Annotated in this window: 16 protein-coding genes; 9 read left to right on the top strand and 7 right to left on the bottom strand. The window is 56.0% G+C overall.

Annotated elements, in window-relative coordinates:
• Window position 1: 1 nt before the first annotated feature.
• From BC777_RS09935 to BC777_RS09910, 7 genes are all read right to left on the bottom strand, one after another.
• Window positions 2-757 (bottom strand): MOSC domain-containing protein, encoded by a 756-nt coding sequence (locus BC777_RS09935; RefSeq protein ID WP_100367888.1) that lies wholly within the window; start codon window positions 755-757, stop codon window positions 2-4.
• Entirely contained in the window at window positions 758-2,581 is a 1,824-nt protein-coding gene (gene yidC, locus BC777_RS09930) for a membrane protein insertase YidC (protein WP_100368098.1), read from the bottom strand.
• Window positions 2,582-2,732: 151 nt separating this feature from the next.
• Window positions 2,733-2,903 carry a hypothetical protein gene (locus BC777_RS19365; RefSeq protein WP_168769121.1) on the bottom strand — a complete coding sequence of 57 codons (171 nt, stop codon included), beginning with the start codon at window positions 2,901-2,903 and terminating at the stop codon, window positions 2,733-2,735.
• 253 nt (window positions 2,904-3,156) lie between these two features.
• A complete protein-coding gene (locus BC777_RS09925; protein ID WP_100367887.1) occupies window positions 3,157-4,458 on the bottom strand; it encodes an NAD(P)/FAD-dependent oxidoreductase in 1,302 nt (433 codons plus the stop codon).
• Window positions 4,459-5,853 (bottom strand): aspartate aminotransferase family protein, encoded by a 1,395-nt coding sequence (locus BC777_RS09920; protein ID WP_100367886.1) that lies wholly within the window; start codon window positions 5,851-5,853, stop codon window positions 4,459-4,461.
• 8 nt (window positions 5,854-5,861) lie between these two features.
• Window positions 5,862-7,238 carry a glutamine synthetase family protein gene (locus tag BC777_RS09915; RefSeq protein ID WP_100367885.1) on the bottom strand — a complete coding sequence of 459 codons (1,377 nt, stop codon included), beginning with the start codon at window positions 7,236-7,238 and terminating at the stop codon, window positions 5,862-5,864.
• Window positions 7,239-7,311: 73 nt separating this feature from the next.
• Window positions 7,312-7,995, bottom strand: coding sequence for a GntR family transcriptional regulator (locus tag BC777_RS09910; protein WP_100367884.1), 684 nt, complete (start codon window positions 7,993-7,995; stop codon window positions 7,312-7,314).
• 143 nt (window positions 7,996-8,138) lie between these two features.
• Here BC777_RS09910 and BC777_RS09905 point away from each other — a divergent pair, with 143 nt between their 5' ends.
• The 9 genes from BC777_RS09905 (at window position 8,139) to BC777_RS09865 (ending at window position 18,606) form a co-directional block, all read left to right on the top strand.
• Window positions 8,139-9,227: a polyamine ABC transporter substrate-binding protein gene (locus BC777_RS09905; RefSeq protein ID WP_100368097.1), complete on the top strand. Its 1,089-nt coding sequence runs from the start codon at window positions 8,139-8,141 to the stop codon at window positions 9,225-9,227.
• Between the two features lie 69 nt (window positions 9,228-9,296).
• On the top strand, window positions 9,297-10,418 hold the full coding sequence (locus tag BC777_RS09900) for an ABC transporter ATP-binding protein (protein ID WP_100367883.1): 1,122 nt from the start codon (window positions 9,297-9,299) through the stop codon (window positions 10,416-10,418).
• Window positions 10,419-10,423: 5 nt separating this feature from the next.
• The gene (locus tag BC777_RS09895) at window positions 10,424-11,314 is read left to right on the top strand and encodes an ABC transporter permease subunit (RefSeq protein ID WP_100368096.1); all 891 of its coding nucleotides are present in this window, start codon (window positions 10,424-10,426) and stop codon (window positions 11,312-11,314) included.
• Window positions 11,311-12,129 carry an ABC transporter permease gene (locus BC777_RS09890; protein WP_100367882.1) on the top strand — a complete coding sequence of 273 codons (819 nt, stop codon included), beginning with the start codon at window positions 11,311-11,313 and terminating at the stop codon, window positions 12,127-12,129. Before BC777_RS09895 ends, BC777_RS09890 begins: the two co-directional genes overlap by 4 nt.
• 70 nt (window positions 12,130-12,199) lie before the next feature.
• Window positions 12,200-13,168, top strand: a complete 969-nt coding sequence (locus BC777_RS09885; RefSeq protein ID WP_245834238.1) for a GAF domain-containing protein — start codon at window positions 12,200-12,202, stop codon at window positions 13,166-13,168.
• A gap of 224 nt (window positions 13,169-13,392) precedes the next feature.
• Window positions 13,393-13,878 carry a (2Fe-2S)-binding protein gene (locus tag BC777_RS09880; protein ID WP_100367881.1) on the top strand — a complete coding sequence of 162 codons (486 nt, stop codon included), beginning with the start codon at window positions 13,393-13,395 and terminating at the stop codon, window positions 13,876-13,878.
• Window positions 13,879-13,890: 12 nt separating this feature from the next.
• Window positions 13,891-16,257 carry a xanthine dehydrogenase family protein molybdopterin-binding subunit gene (locus tag BC777_RS09875; RefSeq protein ID WP_100367880.1) on the top strand — a complete coding sequence of 789 codons (2,367 nt, stop codon included), beginning with the start codon at window positions 13,891-13,893 and terminating at the stop codon, window positions 16,255-16,257.
• A gap of 63 nt (window positions 16,258-16,320) precedes the next feature.
• Complete coding sequence (locus tag BC777_RS09870) at window positions 16,321-17,103, top strand: FAD binding domain-containing protein (protein ID WP_100367879.1); 783 nt, start codon at window positions 16,321-16,323, stop codon at window positions 17,101-17,103.
• 126 nt (window positions 17,104-17,229) lie between these two features.
• Complete coding sequence (locus BC777_RS09865; protein ID WP_168769120.1) at window positions 17,230-18,606, top strand: cytochrome P450; 1,377 nt, start codon at window positions 17,230-17,232, stop codon at window positions 18,604-18,606.
• Window positions 18,607-18,611: the final 5 nt, after the last annotated feature.

Below are 18,611 nucleotides of genomic sequence, written 5' to 3'. Positions count from 1 at the left end.
GTCAGACCACCTTTGCCGTGTCGTTCAGGGCGACCTTACCGCCCTTGATCACCTTGGCATAGACGCCAAAATACTGATGGTTCCAACCGTCGCGTAAGGCGGCAAGCGTATCGGCATCGCGTTTGCCTGTGCGCGGGTTGGCCATGGTGTGCTTGCAGCGCTCAATGGGTTCAACGATATGCAGCATGGCCCCGCCGATCTGCACGTCCTTTCCCAGCCATTCCAGCTCTTCCCAAGGTCCTGCACCGTCCAACCAGATGTTGCCGCGCCAGCGTTCGATTTCCAGCGGTCGGCCCAGTTTCTGCGCCACGGCGTTATGGCTGGCTTGCGTCATGATGGACACGGTCGGATAGTTGCTGTCTGTCATGCCGCGCATCGGCGCTTTCGCCAATCCCACGGGTTGGCGTTTGTCAGGTGGGCAAAGCGGGCGGACCCATGCGATAAAACGGTCTGCGTCGGTGGGATCATCGGGGTTAAAGTTGATCTCTTCCAAGTCTGCATGCCGCAGCGTGATCGTGCCGGTTGCTTCGTCGAAACTGGCCCAAATCCCTGCCAGCGCGGGGGTCGATACGCCAATCATGAAGTTCCGGCACATCACCCATGTAGGGTTGGATGCGTCAAACTTTGATGCCTCATGGGTTACTGCCCACGTCCTGTCCCAAGGCATTGTTTGTCCTTCAAAAAGCGTTACCTCATCTAACGCTTCGCGACCGTGGCTTTTGATGGGGTGCCGCCACAGTGCGGCGACACTTGGCATCTACTTGTCCTCTTTCTTATCCGCGTCGGCGGTAGAGGCCTTCTTTTTCAGGCTGGCCTTGATGTTGCCAAACACATCCGGCTTTGCCCCATGGCTGCGCATAATCGCATACTGCTGGGTGAAAGTGATGATGTTGTTGGCGATCCAGTACAGTACCAGACCGGATGCGAAAGAGCCCAGCATGAACATAAAGACCCAAGGCATCCACGCAAAAATCATCTGTTGCGTGGGGTCTGTCGGGGCCGGGTTCAGCTTTTGTTGCAACCACATGGAAACACCAAGCAGGATAGGCAGGATACCGATCATGATCAGCGCAAGGATCGAACCGGGTTCTGGCGCAGCAAAGGGTAGCAGACCGAAGAGGTTGATCAATGACGATGGATCAGGGGCTGAAAGATCTTTGATCCAGCCGATCCATGGCGCGTGCCGTAGCTCGATGGTCACGAAGATCACCTTGTAGAGCGAAAAGAAGATCGGAATTTGTAGCAGGATTGGCAAACAACCAGCAGCCGGATTCACGTTATTATCCTTGTAAAGCTTCATCATGCCTTGCTGCATGGCTTGCTTATCGTCGCCGGTCTTTTCCTTTAGCTTTTCCATCTCTGGCTGAAGCTCTTTCATTTTGGCCATCGACACGTAGGATTTATAGGCCAGCGGCAGCACGATGATTTTCAGGATCACGGTCAGGGCAAGGATTGACCATCCCATGTTGCCGATCATGATGTTGAGGTAGTGCAGCAGCGCAAAGATTGGCTTGGTCAAGAAAAAGAACCAGCCCCAGTCGATGCTATCAAGAAAGCCACCAACGCCGCCTTCGTTTTCATAAGAACGGATCGCTTCCCATTCCTTTGCGCCGGCAAAGAGACGTGTTGTCACGGTCGTCGTCTGCCCCGGGGCAATGGTTTCAATCGGCATCACGGCCTCGGCCTGATAAAGGTCGCGGCTGTCGAAATATTTAGAGGTGGAACGGAAAGGCACGCCTTGCTCAGGGATCAGCGTTGTCATCCAATAATGGTCAGTATAGCCGATCCAGCCGCTCTCGGTCACATCCAGCCGTTCGGCCTGCGTGCGTTCGCGGGGGTCGATGGCGTATTCAGTGATGTCGTCATAGCCGGTTTCTTCCAGCTCACCATCGGTCATCCGCACCATGCCTTCATGCAGGATGAAGAAGTTTTTCAGATCATCTGGTTCACCGTGGCGGCGCAGCAAACCATAGGGGCGGGCAGAGATCGGGGTGCTGGTGGCGTTCTCAACGCTTTGCGCAAAAGTGAACATGAAAGCGTCATCGACAGCAATTTCAGTGCGGAAAATCTGGCCTGCGCCATTGTCCCAAGACAGGGTGACGGGGGTGCTTGGGGTCAGCGTATCACCGCTTTCCAGCGCCCAGACCGTATCGGGGCCGGGCACGGCAGAGGCTTCAATCCCGTCGGTTGCGGACCATCCGAAGGACGCGAAATAGGCACCCGGTTCGCCCACAGGTTTAAGCAGGCGCACGACGGCTGCATCTTCGTCAATCGTTTCGCGATAGTTGGTGAGTGCCAGATCATCAATCCGCCCACCCTGCAAAGAGATGGAACCGCTGAATTCGCCGGTTTCAATCGCCACGCGGGGGGCTTCGGCGGCAGGTTCAGGCGCTTCGGTTGGCGTTGTCGCGACGGGGGCTGCCGGGTCTGCCGATGGTAGCGTCGGATCCTCAAGCGTTTGGGCCGTTTCAACCGCCGGATCAATTGGCAGATCCTCCGGCGGGAACAGCGTGGTCCACGCCACGATAACGGCAAAGCTAAGCACCGTCGCCAGGATGAGGTTCTTGTTCTGGTCGTCCATCTGAAAACCGCCCATATTCCGTGGAAAAGTCTGGGGGCTGTTCAACCTGTCGCGCGCCGAAAGGTCAAGCTGTTTTCACTGATTTTGGACGGTTTGAAGCAGTTGTGAGCCGCACTGTCGCGGTGGCGCTGAACACCGCGCCGAAAGTGGGTCAGCCGTCTTGTTTATCAAGGAACCGCTGTCGCGTGCGTTGAAAGATCGCCACCAGACGCGGATCATTGACGGTAAGTTGGCTTAGCATCTCTGAGAAAGATTTTTCATCTTGCCCATAAAATGCCTGAGCTGCCTCCTGTGGGCTCATCGACTGCGTCGTGTTCTTCATTGATATTACCTTTCACACCCCATCAGATGCTTAAATACTGGCATCTGGGTGAATTTACGACCGTATTAGGGCCAAAAATGAGCCTTTGAACAAACAAACAGTTCTTTAATATGGAAATTTGATATCAAAGAATCTCAATGTCACAGCGGAAAAGCCCGTGTTCTGGCCTCTTTGGCGATTCCTCGCTTATTCAAACGCTCTGCACCTGCAAGTACAAGGCTTGTTTGAAAGTATGGTTAGCAAGCCATGACCGCTATAGCCGGTCACGTAGACCATACCACAACATGGCCAGAACCAGTAGGGGTGATCTTAGAGTCGGGCCACCGGGGAAGGCGGCAGTCGGCACTTGCGCCATAATGTCGAATCGTTCGGCTTGTCCGGCGATGGCTTCTGCCGCGATCTGTCCGGATAGCGTGCCCAGCGCGACCCCGGAGCCGGAAAACCCCGACATTGTCAGGATATTGCCGCCGATCCGTTCGTAATGCGGCATGCGGTTCATTGTGATGCCAAGTGTGCCGCCCCAGGCATGGTCGATCACGACGTCTTTGAGTTGTGGGAAAATCAGGGTCAACGGCTTGCGCACGGTCTTGGTGATATCGGCGGGAAATTTATAGCCATAGGATTCCCCGCCGCCAAACAGCAGCCGGTGATCATCGGAGAAGCGAAAGTAATTTACCACAAACTTGCTATCGGCGACGGCGTAGTTGTGGCGAATGATATCTTCTTGCGCGTTGGGCGACATCGGCGCGGTTGCGACGATGAAATTGTTGATCGGCATGACACGAGCGGCCACGTGTTTGTGCATACGGCCCAGATAACCGTTGCACCCCAGAACGACAAAACGCGCCTTGATTGTCGCTTGGTCTGTTGTGACCGTGGCCGGGTCGCCTTCGGCCACACCGATGACTTTCGACCCTTCGAAGATACGCGCGCCTGCCTTCTCTGCCAGCCGCCCCAGCCCAAGTACCAGTTCAAGCGGGTTCACATGCCCCGATCCCATATCCAGCGTTCCGCCATGATAGGCAGGCGAATTGACGATCTCGCGGCAGGCATCGGGTTCCAGCACGCTGATTTTGTCGTAGCCATATTTCGTTTGCATATGCGCGGCAAACGCATGGTTGTGTACGTGATCGCGCTGGCGATGCACTGTGTGCAGGATACCGGGGTGGAAGGTCGTGCGTACTTCGTCTTTGGCGCATAGATCACGCACCAGATCGACTGCCTGACATCCGATATCCCAGAGCGCACGGGCGTGGGTGTCGCCGACCATCGCTTCCAGTTCATCCTGATCGCGCCGCTGGCCCATGCTGACCTGCCCGCCATTGCGCCCTGACGCGCCAAAGCCTACGCGCTGGGCGTCGAGCACAACGACATCATAGCCACGTTGGGCCAGATGATAGGCGGTTGAGAGGCCGGTGAAACCGGCACCAACGACGCAGACATCGCAGGTGAATTCACCCGTAGCGGCGGGGAAACGCGTAAGATGCTCGGCCGTCGCGGCATAGTAGGAGGCTGGGTATTCACCCTGCCGGTCGTTGGCGGTCAGCAGGTCCATCTAGCCCACTTTCAGCAGATCATCGGCCTTCAGTTGCGCGTAACATTCATCCAGTGATTTACGCGCCCTTGCGATCAGAATGTCGATCTCATCGCAGGTGATCGACAGCGGGGGCGAGATGATCATCCGGTCGCCGACGCTGCGCATGATGATGTTATTGGCAAAGCAACGGTCGCGGCAGATGAAGCCTGCGGTCCCCGCTTCGGCTGCGAACACGGCGCGTGTGGATTTGTCTGGCGTCAGTGCGATAGAGGCCATCATGCCCACGATCTTGGCCTCGCCCACCAGCGGGTGATCTGCCAATGCTTCCCACTTCTCGCGCAGGTAGGGCGCGGTCACATCGCGCACGTTGTCGACCATACCTTCTTCTTCCAGAATGCGCAGGTTTTCCAATGCGACTGCACAGGCGACCGGGTGGCCGGAGTAGGTATACCCGTGGTTGAATTCGGTCTCGCGCAGGATCGCCGCAACTGCGTCAGATACGATAGACCCGCCGATGGGGATGTAGCCAGAGCTAAGCCCTTTGGCGATGGTCATGATGTCGGGTTCAATGCCGACGGTTTGCGAGCCGAACCAATTGCCAGTGCGCCCAAAGCCGCAAATCACCTCATCGGCAATCAGCAAGATACCGTATTTCTTAACGATCCGCTGGATTTCAGGCCAGTAGGTGTCTGGCGGAACAATGACACCACCAGCCCCTTGGATCGGCTCGGCGATGAACGCGCCGACCTTGTCAGGGCCGATCTCTTTGATCTTGTTTTCCAACTGGCGCGCGCGTTCCAACCCGAATGCTTCAGGGGTCATATCGCCCCCTTCGGCCCACCAGTTCGGCTGGTCGATGAATGCGATACCGGGAATGGGCAGGCTGCCTTGGCCATGCATGCCCTTCATCCCACCCAACGACGCGCCACCAATGGTCGAGCCGTGGTAGGCGTTCCAACGCGAGATGATGACTTCGCGTTCGGGTTGACCCTTTTCAGCCCAATAGGTGCGGACAAGGCGGATGTTGGTATCATTGGCGTCAGAGCCGCCGCTGGCAAAGAACACTTGGTTCATGTTATCCGGCGCAAGTTCAGCCAGTTTCTTGGCGAGCATCAGGGCCGGTACATGGGTCGTCTGGAAAAAGGTGTTATAGTAGGGCAGTTCTTTCATCTGGCGCGCGGCCGCTTCGGCCAGCTCGTCCCGGCCATAGCCGATGTTCACGCACCACAGACCCGCCATGCCATCAATGATTTCTTCGCCATCGCTATCTTTCAGCCAGACGCCTTTGGCAGACGTGATGACGCGCGGGCCTTTCGCGGCGAGCGCATTGGCATGGGTGAACGGATGCAGGTGGTAGGCTGCGTCGAGCGCTTGCAGTTCTTCGGTCGGCGGGTAGTTGGCTAGGATATTCATGCGAGACCTCAGACGTTCAAAAGAAGGTGGCGGCGTTCCCAAGGTGAGATTTCGCGCTGATACTCTTCGTTTTCGGCTTGTTTGATTTGTTCGTAGAGGCGGCAGAATTCTTGACCCAGAAGGGCGCGGATGTCGTCGGCCTCTGCAAAAAGCTCAAGCGCTTCGCGCAAGCTGGCGGGCAGAGCAATTTCGGCTTCCCAGACCTCTTTCATTGCTTCGGCGCGCGGTTCCACCTTGTTGAGCATACCCAGATAGCCGCATGCCAATGAGGCCGCGATGGCGATGTATGGGTTACAGTCCATCCCGATCACGCGGTTTTCGAGCCGCCGTCCTTCGGGGCCAGAATGTGGTACCCGCAGGCCAGTGGTGCGGTTGTCTGTCGCCCATTCCAGATTGGCGGGCGCGCTTTGCCCATCGACGGTGATGCGGCGGTAGGAATTTACGTAAGGGGCCAGCAATGGAACGATTTGCATCAGATATTTCTGCGACCCGCCAATGAACCAGCGGAACAACTCGGTTTCTGACCCATCAGCGTTTGAAAAGATGTTCTGCCCGGTCTTGGTATCGACCACGCTTTGATGCACATGCATTGCGCTGCCCGGCTCATCTCGCTTGGGTTTGGCCATGAAGGTGGCAAAGACGTTGTTCTTCAACGCCGCCTCGCGGATCGTCCGTTTGAAATAGAACACCTGATCGGCCAGATGCAGGGGGTCGCCATGCATCAGGTTGATCTCGATCTGGCCCGCGCCGCCTTCTTGGATCAGTGTATCAATGGAAAGGCCCTGATGTTCGGCGTAATCATAGATGGTGTCTATGACAGGTCCATATTCATCCACAGCCACCATTGAATAAACCTGACGGCTGGGCACCTTGCGCCCGGTCCTGCCAACGGGTGTTTCGATGGGGTCATTGGGATCAAGGTTGGGGGTTGTGAGATAGAATTCCAGCTCTGGCGCGATCACCGGCTTCCAGCCCTTGTCGGCATAGGCCTGCATGATGTTTTGCAGAATGGTGCGCGGGGCGATGGCAAGCGGTGTGCCGTCGCGGTTAAACATATCACAGATGACTTGCAGCGACGGGTCTTCTGCCCAAGGGATCGCGCAGGCAGTGGCCATATCGGGTTTGAGAACGATGTCCTTTTCCAGCCATTGGTTGTCGATGTCCATATCGACGTATTCGCCCGAAATCGTCTGATAAAAGAGCGAGATTGGCAGCGCCATTTCTGCGTCCGGTTGGAATTTCACAGTAGGCATCGTTTTGCCGCGTGACGTGCCGACCAGATCAGGTACGATACACTCGACGCCGTCGATTTTTTCGCCTTTGGCGTAGGTGATAAATTCGTCTGAAAGACGATCTTGCCAGTTGCTTTTATCGTATGACGACATGGGTGGCTCCTGCGCGGGCAATCGGGCGTTCTAGGGCTTGCTCGCAATAATTTGATCAAAATATTTGCAATAGTCAATTGGTGTCATTGGCGTTGGCGCGCGCGCCGTCTCTGGCGGCTGTCTGGCGCACAAATTCCATCCCTTGGCGGATGTCCTGCGCGATGGCGTCCTTGGTGGCAGTGGCATCGCCGTTGCGGAGTGCTTGAGTGGCCGCCCGGTGATGGTCGATCAGGTTGGCTGTGCCATAACGACCGCAAACCACACGCAATGATGGCCCGATGCGCAACCAAAGTGTTTCGGCGATCCGCCGCAAAATTTCGGCGTCCGCAAGGCCATAGAGATGGAAGTGGAACCGGTAATTCGCTTCAAGGTATCCACGCACGTCACCCACTTGAATGGCTTTATCGACCTGCGCGTCAAGCTGTTCTAAAACGTCGATATCATTTACTTTACAATGTTGCGCTGCCGCTTCCGCTAAAGCAGGTTCGACGGTCAGACGCACCAGTTCAATCTGTTGCAACCTGTGTTCCGTCATCGCGGGCACTTCGATGCGCCTGTTCTCGCGGGTCACCAGCGCACCTTCGGCGGTCAGGCGCCTGATCGCTTCGCGCGCAGGGGTGATGCCGGTGCGGATCGTATCGGCCAGCCCATGAATGGTCACGGGCTGCCCGGGCACGACCTCACCAAACAGAATCATCTCTTTCACCTGAAGGTAGATGTTTTCGTGTTCCGGCTTTTTCGTCACCAATTGGTTCATTCTAACGCCCGTCCCTGAGGCACAATGGATTTCATAAAGCCCTTAAGTTGTCAAAACCTATCAAATTCCAACAACATGATTGCAAAGGCCCAGAATTTCATCAAAGCTATCTGCGATTACGGGACAATCCAACGGAGGTTTACATGCTCAGAACGAAATCTTGCACTGCTGTTGCGGCGGTTGTGCTTGCCGCGCAAGCAGGGTGGGCAGAAGAGGTGCGGGTCTATAACTGGTCCGACTATATCGATGAAGAACTGCTTACCAAGTTTGAGGAAGAAACCGGGTATGAGCTGATCTATGATGTTTTCGACAGCAACGAAGTGCTGGAAACCAAGCTGCTTGCAGGTGGGTCAGGTTATGATGTCGTCGTACCTTCGGCGTCATTTCTGCAACGCCAGATCGCAGCGGGCGCGTTCCAAGAGCTTGATAAGTCGCAACTGAGCAATATCGGGAACCTGTGGGACGTGGTCGAAGCGCGGACCGAGACCTATGACCCCGGTGGCAATTATTCGATCAACTACATGTGGGGCACCACAGGCATCGGCGTGAACGTTGATAAAGTGACCGAGATTTTGGGTGAGGATGCGCCCATCAATTCGCTTGAGTTGGTGTTCAATCCTGAGAACATGGAAAAGCTGGCGTCTTGCGGCGTGCATTTTATTGATGCCCCGACCGAAATCATACCAGCCGCTTTGCAATACATTGGCGAAGATCCTGACGCAAAAGACGAAGAGACGCTTGCCAAGGCCGAACCTATCCTTGCTGCTGTTCGTCCTTACGTTCAAAAGTACCATAGCTCTGAGTATATTTCGGCTTTGGCCAATGGCGATATTTGCGTGGCCTTTGGCTGGTCCGGAGACATCCTGCAGTCACGTGACCGCGCGTGGGAAGCCGACAACGGGGTCGAGATTGCATATAACGCCCCTGTCGAAGGGGCCCTGATGTGGTTTGACCAGATGGCCATTCCTGTCGATGCGCCAAATCCCGAAGGCGCACATGCATTCCTGAATTTCATTTTGGACGCCGAAAACATGGCAGCGGCGTCGAACTATGTCTACTACGCCAACGGCAACGAGGCGTCCCAGCCGTTCCTGCTTGAGGATGTGATCGGTGATACCGCGATCTATCCTGATGAGGCCACGCTTGAGACACTTTACACCGCCACACCCTATGATGCGCGCGCGCAGCGTTTTGTCACGCGGATGTGGACACGTATGAAATCCGGCACCTAAACTGATGATGCCCCGGCCGTGCTATCGGTCGGGGCAATCTATTCGCGCAGATCAAAGGCCCCGATATCTATGCCCGAAACCGTGTTTGAGCCTTGGAATGATCCTGCCGCAAACCCACTGATCCAGTTTCGCAATGTCACCAAACGCTTTGGCGATTTCACTGCGGTTGATAATCTAAGTATTGATATCTTTGAAAAAGAATTCTTCGCCCTGCTTGGCCCTTCGGGCTGTGGCAAGACCACGATGATGCGCATGCTGGCGGGTTTTGAAACGCCCACCAGTGGCACGATCATGCTGGATGGGCAGGATATCTCGCCTATTCCGCCCAACAAGCGCAGTGTGAACATGATGTTCCAGTCCTATGCGTTGTTTCCGCATTTGACGGTGTATGACAACATCGCTTTTGGCTTGAAGCGCGATAAGCTGCCCCCTGACCAGATTGATGCGCGGGTCAAGGAAATGCTGCGCCTTGTGCAGATTGAAAAGTTTGGCCAGCGCAAGCCCGAGCAGATTTCGGGTGGTCAGCGCCAACGCGTGGCCTTGGCCCGCGCTTTGGCGAAAGCGCCGAAGTTGTTGCTGCTGGATGAGCCGCTGTCGGCGCTGGATAAGAAGCTGCGCCAGGACACGCAGTTTGAACTGATGGATATTCAGGAGAAGACCGGAACGACCTTTGTCGTCGTAACCCATGATCAGGAAGAGGCGATGACAGTCGCATCCCGCGTCGCGGTGATGGACCATGGTAAGCTGAAACAGGTTGATACTCCTGACCGGATCTATGAGGCACCCAACAGCACCTATGTGGCTGACTTCATCGGCGATGTGAACATCATCGAAGGTCACGGCAAAGCGCAGGGTGATACGATGGCGATCAGCTGGGCCGAAGGGCAGCCGCCGATTATCGGTACACCCTCAAAGCCAATGGATGATGGCAACGTCAGCTTTGCAATCCGCCCAGAGAAGGTTGCAATTTCGGCAGAGAGACCGGCGGATCGTAACAATGTTGTGCAGGGCAAGGTTCTGGATATCGCCTATCTTGGCAACCTGTCGACCTATCACGTGCAACTGCCAAGTGGCATCGTGATCAAGGCGCAGACCGCCAATTCACGCCGTCGTGCCAGCCGCCCGTTTACATGGGAAGATGAGGTCTGGCTGTCGTGGACTGATACAGCCGGTATCGTGTTGGAGCGCTGATGAACCTGCGTCGTTTCTCTCTTATCGCGGTGCCCTATTTCTGGCTGCTGGGGCTGTTTCTGATCCCCTTCCTGATCGTCTTTAAGATTTCGCTGTCAGACATCGCGCTGTCGATCCCGCCCTATACGCCGACGCTGGAATTGTCTGAAGGCTGGGCGGGCTTTCGCGATTTCCTTTCGCAGCTTGATTTTGAGAACTTCGAGTTTCTGGCGACCGATGACCTTTATTGGAAAAGCTATCTGTCCAGCGTCCAGATCGCCTTTATCTCGACCTTCATATGCCTGCTGATCGGGTTTCCTATCGCCTACGGCATGGCGAACGCGCCCAAGGAGTGGCAGCCGACATTGATGCTGCTGGTGATCCTGCCGTTCTGGACCAGCTTTCTGATCCGGGTGTATTCGCTGATCGGTATCCTGAGCCAGGAAGGGATGTTGAACCAGTTCCTGATGTGGCTGGGTCTGATCGGTGAACCGCTGACGATCCTGAACACCAATGTCGCCGTCTACATCGGCATCGTTTACACCTATTGCCCGTTCATGATCCTACCAATCTACGCCACGCTGATCAAACTGGACGGGTCGCTGCTGGAAGCGGCAGAGGATTTAGGCTGTTCGCGGACAGAGGCGTTCTGGCGCATTACCGTGCCACTGTCCAAAGCGGGCATCATCGCGGGCTGTTTCCTTGTCTTCATCCCGGCGCTGGGCGAGTTTGTGATCCCTTCCTTGCTGGGTGGATCAGACACGCTGATGATCGGCAAGACGCTGTTTGAAGAGTTCTACAACAACCGTGACTGGCCGGTCGCCAGTGCGGTTGCCGTCATTCTGTTACTGATCCTGATCATCCCTATCGTTCTTTATCAGCGTAACGAGCAGAAGATGATGGAGGCCGAGACATGAGGCGGCTGACATGGTTCAACGCGACCTCGCTTACGCTGGGTTTTGCGTTTCTCTACATCCCGATGATCGTGGTGATCATCTACAGCTTCAACGAAAGCCGGTTGGTGACCGTCTGGGGTGGGTTTTCCACCAAATGGTATGGGGAGCTGTTACAAAACGAAGCGTTCTTGGATGCCGCTTGGGTGACGTTCAAAGTGGGTTTCTTTTCATCCATCATTGCCACAATCCTTGGCACGATGGGGGCCTATGTGCTGGTGCGGGGCGGGCGGTTTTATGGGCGGACGCTGTTTTCGGGGATGATCTATGCGCCGCTGGTGATGCCCGAAGTCATCACAGGGTTGTCGCTGCTATTGCTTTTTATCTCGATTGGGCTGGACCGTGGTTTGTTCACTATCATCCTCGCGCATGCGACATTTTCGATGTGTTATGTCTCGGTTGTGGTCAGTTCGCGTTTGGTCAGCTTTGATCGATCCGTCGAGGAAGCAGCACTTGACCTTGGCTGCACCCCCTTTGAGGCGTTTCGTCTGGTTACGCTGCCGATTATCGCGCCTGCGGTGATCTCTGGCTGGTTGTTGGCCCTCACGCTGTCACTGGACGATCTTGTAATCGCATCCTTCGTTGCGGGCCCATCGGCCACCACGCTGCCGATCAAGGTGTTCAGTTCCATCCGGCTGGGCGTCAGTCCCGAAATCAATGCGCTTTCGACGATTCTGATTGGGTTGGTGACAATTGGAACGATCATGGCGTCGCTATCGACCAAGCGGGCGGTGATGCGCCGTGAGCGTGCAGAACGCATGGCTGAACAAGCTGGGTAGAGTGCGGCTTTGTTTGGCCGTCGCCGGATTTGACTCTTGTTTCTTTTTACGGATGAATGGTGTGGGGGGAATGCAGCATTTGGCCACGTTACCTACGACCCATGTTGATGCTGTTATGGCATCAGTGCAATCAAAGTCAGCCGCGGCACGGTCACGGTTGGCGGCCTCTTGGCGACGTTCCATGCTGGCGCATGGGCTTGACCCATCCCAAAAGGCCCCACAGGACTGTCTGACGGGTCGCGACATCGCCGAGCGTCGGGACGCATTGGGCCGTGTCATGGAAATCGCGGCACCAAAACTGGATCGTCTGTTTGAACTGCTGGGGAGTTCGGGTTGTGGCGTCGTGTTGACTGACGATGAAGGTGTCATTGTCGATCACCGCTTTTCGGACGCTGACCAGACAGTTTTCGAAGGCTGGGGATTAGGCCTTGGTGCGGTTTGGAGCGAGGCGGCAGAAGGCACCAACGGCATTGGCACCTGCATCACCGAAGAACGTCCGGTGACGATCCACCGCAATGAGCATTTCATGGCTCGCAACACCGCGATGAGCTGTATTGATGCGCCTATCTTTGGTGCCGACGGGCAGTTGATTGCAGCCCTCGACGTGTCCTCTGCCCGTGCGGATCAAACGCAGACCATCAACGGGCTTATCGCTGAAATGGTGTCGCAGATGGCCCGTATGGTAGAGGCCGATAATTTCCGCGCGAACTTTGCTGGCTCGCGCATCGTTGTGGCTGACCATGATGACACATCCTGCGCTATGTTGCTGGCCGTGGATCATGACGACGTGGTCATTGGTGCAACCCGTGGCGCGCGCAAGGCCTATGGGCTGGAAACGCAGGGTGCATTTGCGGCAATGCCAGCCAGTGATCTGTTCGGACGTGGGGATGGCCCTGTCGGTTTTGAAAAGGCCGAACGCGCCGCGGTCGTGCGTGCACTGGTGCGGGCCAACAATAACGTCAGCGTTGCTGCCCGTGATCTGGATGTGTCGCGCGCGACTTTGTATCGGCGCATGAAACGGCTGCGTTTGAGTGAATGAGCCGCAGCTTGTCTCAGATGTGCGACACTTTTGTGCTGGTGTGACAAGACGACCACTTTCCAGATGCAGCTAGAATTGCTGGTCTGTTCGCCTCGGGAGGCATTGTTGGTTTGGGAGGGCCGCAATGAAATGAACCGCACAGCAAAATATACATAAAGCACCGATTAGAGGCTTGTTGTCAGTATGACACGCCCTGATCCTTGATCATTTCTAGGGAGGAAAAGATGCCAAAGGTCACCATGAACATCAACGGACGCGCCCGGTCGACAGAGGTGGAAAACCGCACTCTGTTGTCCACCGCCCTGCGCGAAAAACTGCACCTGACTGGGACGCATATTGGCTGTGACACCAGCCAATGCGGCGCTTGTGTCGTGCATGTGAACGGCAAAGCTGTGAAATCCTGCGCGGTCTTTGCCGTCGAACTGGACGGGGCCACGATTGATACCATCGAAGGACAGGCGGCCCCGGACGGTTCGTTGAATGTGATCCAGCAGGCCTTCAAGGATCATCATGGATTGCAGTGCGGCTTTTGCACACCGGGCATGGTGATGAGTGCGGCTGCACTGCTCAAAGATAACCCCAAGCCCAATGAGGCCGAGATTCGCGATTATCTTGAGGGCAATATCTGCCGATGTACCGGATATCAGGGCATCGTAAACGCAATCATGGCCGCGAGCGGACAAGCCGTCCCCGCGATTGCCGCTGAATAGGGAGGATACCACATGCCAGATGGAGGAATTGGTGCACCAACCAAACGCAGAGAAGACACGCGGTTTCTGACGGGTCGCGGAAAGTATACTGACGATTTCACGCCACAGAATACGTCTTATTGTGCTTTTGCCCGCAGTCAGGTTGCGAATGGCAAGATCAAAAGCATTGATACAAGTGCTGCCGCCGCAATGCCCGGTGTCTTGGCCATATTCACGGGCGAAGATTTTGTCGAAGTGGGCGGCAATCCCGCTGGTTGGGCCATCGTCAGCCGTGACGGAGAGCCGATGAAAGAACCCAAGCGGCCCGTATTGGCCCACGGCAAAGTGCGCCATGTGGGTGATGCCTATGCTGCCGTCATTGCCGACACGCTTGAGGAAGCGATGGATGCGGTGGAAGCGATTGAAGCGGATATTGAGGAGCTTGATGCCGTGGTTGATATGGCCTCGGCTGTCGCGAATTCTGGTACGCTTGTCCATGACGAGATCGGAACCAACACCTGTTTTGACTGGGGTTGGATCGAAGATAACCGTGCGGCCACGGATGAGGCGATCAAGAAGGCGCCGCATGTAACGACCTTGGAATTGATCAACAACCGGCTGGTGCCCAATGCGCTGGAACCGCGTTGTTCGATCGGCGAATACGATCCCGGCACTGGTGATTATAAACTGACCACGACGTCGCAGAACCCGCATTTGTCGCGCCTGCTGATTTCGGCATTTGTGCTTGGCATTCCTGAAAACAAGCTGACGGTGCTGGCCCCTGATGTGGGTGGTGGCTTTGGGTCCAAGATTTATCACTACGGCGAAGAAGCCTTGGTTCTGGCTGCGGCCAAGAAACTGGGACGTCCCGTGAAATGGACCGCAACCCGCACCGAAGCTTTCCTGTCAGATGCGCATGGGCGCGATCACGTCACCAAGATTGAACTGGCCTGCGAAAAGGACGGGACGTTCATTGCCTTCCGGACTGAAACCATGGCGAATGTCGGGGCCTATCTGTCGAATTTTTCGACGGCGACCCCCACTTTCCTGCACGGCACATTGATGGCCGGGAACTACACCGTTCCCAATGTCTATGTGAACGTCAAAGCGGTGTTCACCAACACGGCCCCCGTTGATGCCTATCGTGGTGCCGGTCGCCCCGAAGCGACCTATTCGCTTGAACGTGTGATCGACAAATGCGCCCGTGAACTGGGCATGGACCCGGTCGAGATCCGGCGCAAAAACTTTATCAAGAAGGACCAATACCCCTATGCCTCTGCTGCTGGCCTTGAATATGACAGCGGCAATTATGATGCGCTGATGGATGGTCTGGAAAAGACCGCTGACTTTGCCGGATTTGAAGCCCGCCGTGCGGAAAGTGCAAAGCAGGGCAAGCTGCGTGGCCTTGGCATCAACGCCTATATCGAGGCCTGCGGCATCGCGCCGTCGAACCTTGTTGGTATCCTTGGTGCGCGTGTTGGCCTTTATGATGCAGCAACCGTGCGGGTGAACCCCACCGGCAATATCTCGGTCATGGTTGGGGCGCATAGCCATGGTCAGGGCCATGAAACGGCTTTCCCGCAGATTGTTGCCGATATGCTGGGCGTGGACCCTGAAACGATAGATATCGTCCACGGGGATACGTCGAAAATTCCGTTTGGCATGGGCACCTATGGGTCGCGCAGCCTTGCAGTTTGTGGATCAGCCGTGTTCCGTGCCACGGAAAAGATCATCGTCAAGGCCACCGCAATCGCGGCGCATATGCTGGAAGATGAACCGGATAACATCGATTTTTCCGACGGCGTCTTTTCCATTGCGGGCACGAACAAGAGTGTCGGATTTGGCGATGTCGCGCTGAAAGCCTACATCCCGCATGAGTATCCGATTGAGGGTCTTGAGCCGGGTTTGGAAGAAACGGCATTCTATGACCCCGCCAATTTTACCTACCCCTCTGGTGCTTATGCCAGCGAAGTTGAGGTCGATCCGGAAACAGGCAAGGTGACCATTTGTTCTATGGTTGCGCTGGACGACTTTGGCGTGGTCGTGAACCCGATGATCGTTACGGGGCAGGTCGAAGGCGGACTGGCACAGGGTATTGGTCAGGCGCTTTTGGAAAACAGCGTTTATGACGACAATGGCCAATTATTGTCGGGGTCTCTGATGGATTACGCCATGCCAAGGGCCGATGATCTGCCGAGCTTTGTGGTTGATCATAGCCATGCGACGCGCTGCAACCATAACCCGATTGGGTCCAAGGGATGTGGTGAAGCTGGTGCCATTGGCTCCCCTCCGACAATTGTAAATGCCGTGGTCGATGCGCTCGCGCGCGGGGGGCACGATGTCGATCATATCGACATGCCTGTTTCGCCCTCTCGTGTGTGGGCGGCGATGAACAAATGATTTTTGATTGGCCAAGGGTTGGGGTGCGCCCCGCCCTTTGGCTTCAGAACAAGGATATAAACCATGTATGATTTTGATTTGGTGATCCCCTCATCAGTCGCGGATGCAGCAAGCGCGATGAAAGCCGATGGCGCGCAGGCATTGGGGGGCGGACAGACACTTTTGCCGACCATGAAACAGCGGCTGGCGGCACCCGAAGTGCTGGTCAAGCTGAGCGATTTGGCCGAAATGGTCGGCGTCAGTGCCGCCTCTGGTATCTTGCGCGTTGGAGGGGCGACCACCCATGCACAGGTCGCAGAGGAAGGTGCCGCCTATCCTGCTTTGGCCGCTTTGGCGGGCAATATCGGTGACCCGGCTGTGCGCAATCGCGGGACGATCGGCGGTTCAATTGCCAACAATGACCCCGCGGCCTGCTATCCGGCGGGGGCGCTTGGATCAGGGGCGACGATCATCACAGACAGGCGTGAAATCGCGGCGGATGATTTCTTTACGGATCTGTTTGAAACAGCACTTGATGAGGGTGAGATCATTACGGCTGTGAACTTTCCCATCCCTGACGCTGCAAACTATCAAAAGTTCGACCAACCTGCGTCGCGGTTCGCGCTTGTCGGGGTCTTTGTGGCCAGATTTGGCGATGCCGTACGCGTTGCGGTGACGGGTGCTTCAAATGGTGGTGTCTTCCGCTGGTCCGTCGCAGAAGAAGCCCTGAGCGCTGATTTTTCGGCCAGCGCAGTTGAAGGGCTGGCGGTTAATGCGGGTGACATGATTTCTGATCTTCACGGCTCTGCTGCCTATCGCGCCCATTTGATCGGTGTTCTGACACGCCGCGCCGTGCAGAGTTGCTGATCGCGCATTCACGTTGGACGTAATCTGTTGCGCTTCATGCGCAACAGATTACGCGGTATGGAAAACCCTACATTGAACGACGTTCAATTCCTTGCTAAGTTTTGAGCTTGGAAGGGAAGTGCCATCGTGACCGTGCTCGCAACGACAATCGCGCCTATCGCGGGGCTTGAACGCCCGTATTTGGGGCATATACCAGGGCCGCGCACGATCCCTTTCTTGGGCAAAACCATCAGCTTTGGTTTGAACCCTTACGGCACCTATTTCGATCAGATCACCCGCTTTGGGGATGTGTTCCGTATGACCGTTTTCGGCGAAACATGGGCCGTTCTTGCCGGGCCTGACGCGTTAGAACATGTCTATCTGAACCGAGAGAATATTTTTTCTGCGCAAAATGGGCTGCGGGCGTTTGCTCCTTTGTTTTCGGGCGGGCTGCTGCACCGTGATGACCTTGACCACCGCGCGCATCGCCGTGTGATGCAAGCTGCGTTTCGCGCGCCTGTTCTCAGGAATTACCTTGATCTGATGAATGGCGAAATCGCCCGCTTGCTGGATGATTGGCCGACGGGCACAAAGATCAAATTTGCCCCCAGTATCAAGGAACTCACGCTTCGTTTGGGCGCGCATGTGTTCATGGGTGTGACGGATGCAGCAGAGGTCGCCCGTATCAACGCCGCGTTTATTCGCGAAGTCGCCGCGACCAGCGCGTTGATCCGCAAACCACTGCCTCTGACCAAGATGGGCCGCGGTGTTGCAGCGCGTGCTGCATTATCTAATGACTTCAAGCGGCTGATTGCCTCCCGCAAAACGACGGGCGGCGACGATTTCTTTTCGCAGCTTTGCATTGCTCAGGACGAAGACGGGCATGGATGGTCGGATCAGGACATTGTCGATCACTTCAATTTCTTGCTGGTTGCGGCTCATGACGCCGTCACAGGTGCCCTGACGGCGATGATCTGGGCGCTGGCCCAGGACCAAGCCATGCAAGACCGTGTATATGCTGAAATTGCTCGCCTCGGTGACGGGCCTGTGCAGTATGATGACCTTGACCAACTGGACCTGACCGACCGCGTGTACCGCGAAGCGCTACGACGCTTTGCGCCCTCGGCCTTTACCGCCCGCGCGGTGATGGCAGATACGGAGTGGCATGGCCACCGCCTGCCGCGCGGGACGAATGTTGTGATTTGTCCCGGTCCCGTGATGATGACGCCCGAGATTTTCCCGGACCCCGACCGTTTTGATCCGGATCGTTTTACCCCCGACCGGGCCGAAGACCGCAAGCATCGCTTTGCATGGTCCCCCTTTGGTGGTGGTGCGCATAAATGCATCGGGCTGCATTTTTCATCCATTCAGGTGAAAGCCTTTATGGCGCAGTTCCTGCAGCGATACCGCATCGAGATGGATGTGCAGGATCTGCCAAAGTGGCGCGATATTCCCACACCGATCCCGACAAACGGCTTGCCGGTAACGCTTTGCCCTCGTCAGCCCGCCTCAAAAACGCCATGACCGGG

It is taken from the genome of Yoonia maricola (assembly GCF_002797915.1).
GTDB lineage: Bacteria > Pseudomonadota > Alphaproteobacteria > Rhodobacterales > Rhodobacteraceae > Yoonia > Yoonia maricola.
Note: the sequence above shows the minus strand (reverse complement) of the source record. Positions and strands in the feature narration are given on the sequence as shown.

Bases quoted from the DNA above. Each gene is read 5' to 3' on its own strand.
- BC777_RS09935 (WP_100367888.1), bottom strand. From the start codon at position 757: ATGCCAAGTGTCGCCGCACTGTGGCGGCACCCCATCAAAAGCCACGGT.
- yidC (WP_100368098.1), bottom strand. From the start codon at position 2,581: ATGGACGACCAGAACAAGAACCTCATCCTGGCGACGGTGCTTAGCTTT.
- BC777_RS19365 (WP_168769121.1), bottom strand. From the start codon at position 2,903: ATGAAGAACACGACGCAGTCGATGAGCCCACAGGAGGCAGCTCAGGCA.
- BC777_RS09925 (WP_100367887.1), bottom strand. From the start codon at position 4,458: ATGGACCTGCTGACCGCCAACGACCGGCAGGGTGAATACCCAGCCTCC.
- BC777_RS09920 (WP_100367886.1), bottom strand. From the start codon at position 5,853: ATGAATATCCTAGCCAACTACCCGCCGACCGAAGAACTGCAAGCGCTC.
- BC777_RS09915 (WP_100367885.1), bottom strand. From the start codon at position 7,238: ATGTCGTCATACGATAAAAGCAACTGGCAAGATCGTCTTTCAGACGAA.
- BC777_RS09910 (WP_100367884.1), bottom strand. From the start codon at position 7,995: ATGAACCAATTGGTGACGAAAAAGCCGGAACACGAAAACATCTACCTT.
- BC777_RS09905 (WP_100368097.1), top strand. From the start codon at position 8,139: ATGCTCAGAACGAAATCTTGCACTGCTGTTGCGGCGGTTGTGCTTGCC.
- BC777_RS09900 (WP_100367883.1), top strand. From the start codon at position 9,297: ATGCCCGAAACCGTGTTTGAGCCTTGGAATGATCCTGCCGCAAACCCA.
- BC777_RS09890 (WP_100367882.1), top strand. From the start codon at position 11,311: ATGAGGCGGCTGACATGGTTCAACGCGACCTCGCTTACGCTGGGTTTT.
- BC777_RS09885 (WP_245834238.1), top strand. From the start codon at position 12,200: ATGCAGCATTTGGCCACGTTACCTACGACCCATGTTGATGCTGTTATG.
- BC777_RS09880 (WP_100367881.1), top strand. From the start codon at position 13,393: ATGCCAAAGGTCACCATGAACATCAACGGACGCGCCCGGTCGACAGAG.
- BC777_RS09875 (WP_100367880.1), top strand. From the start codon at position 13,891: ATGCCAGATGGAGGAATTGGTGCACCAACCAAACGCAGAGAAGACACG.
- BC777_RS09870 (WP_100367879.1), top strand. From the start codon at position 16,321: ATGTATGATTTTGATTTGGTGATCCCCTCATCAGTCGCGGATGCAGCA.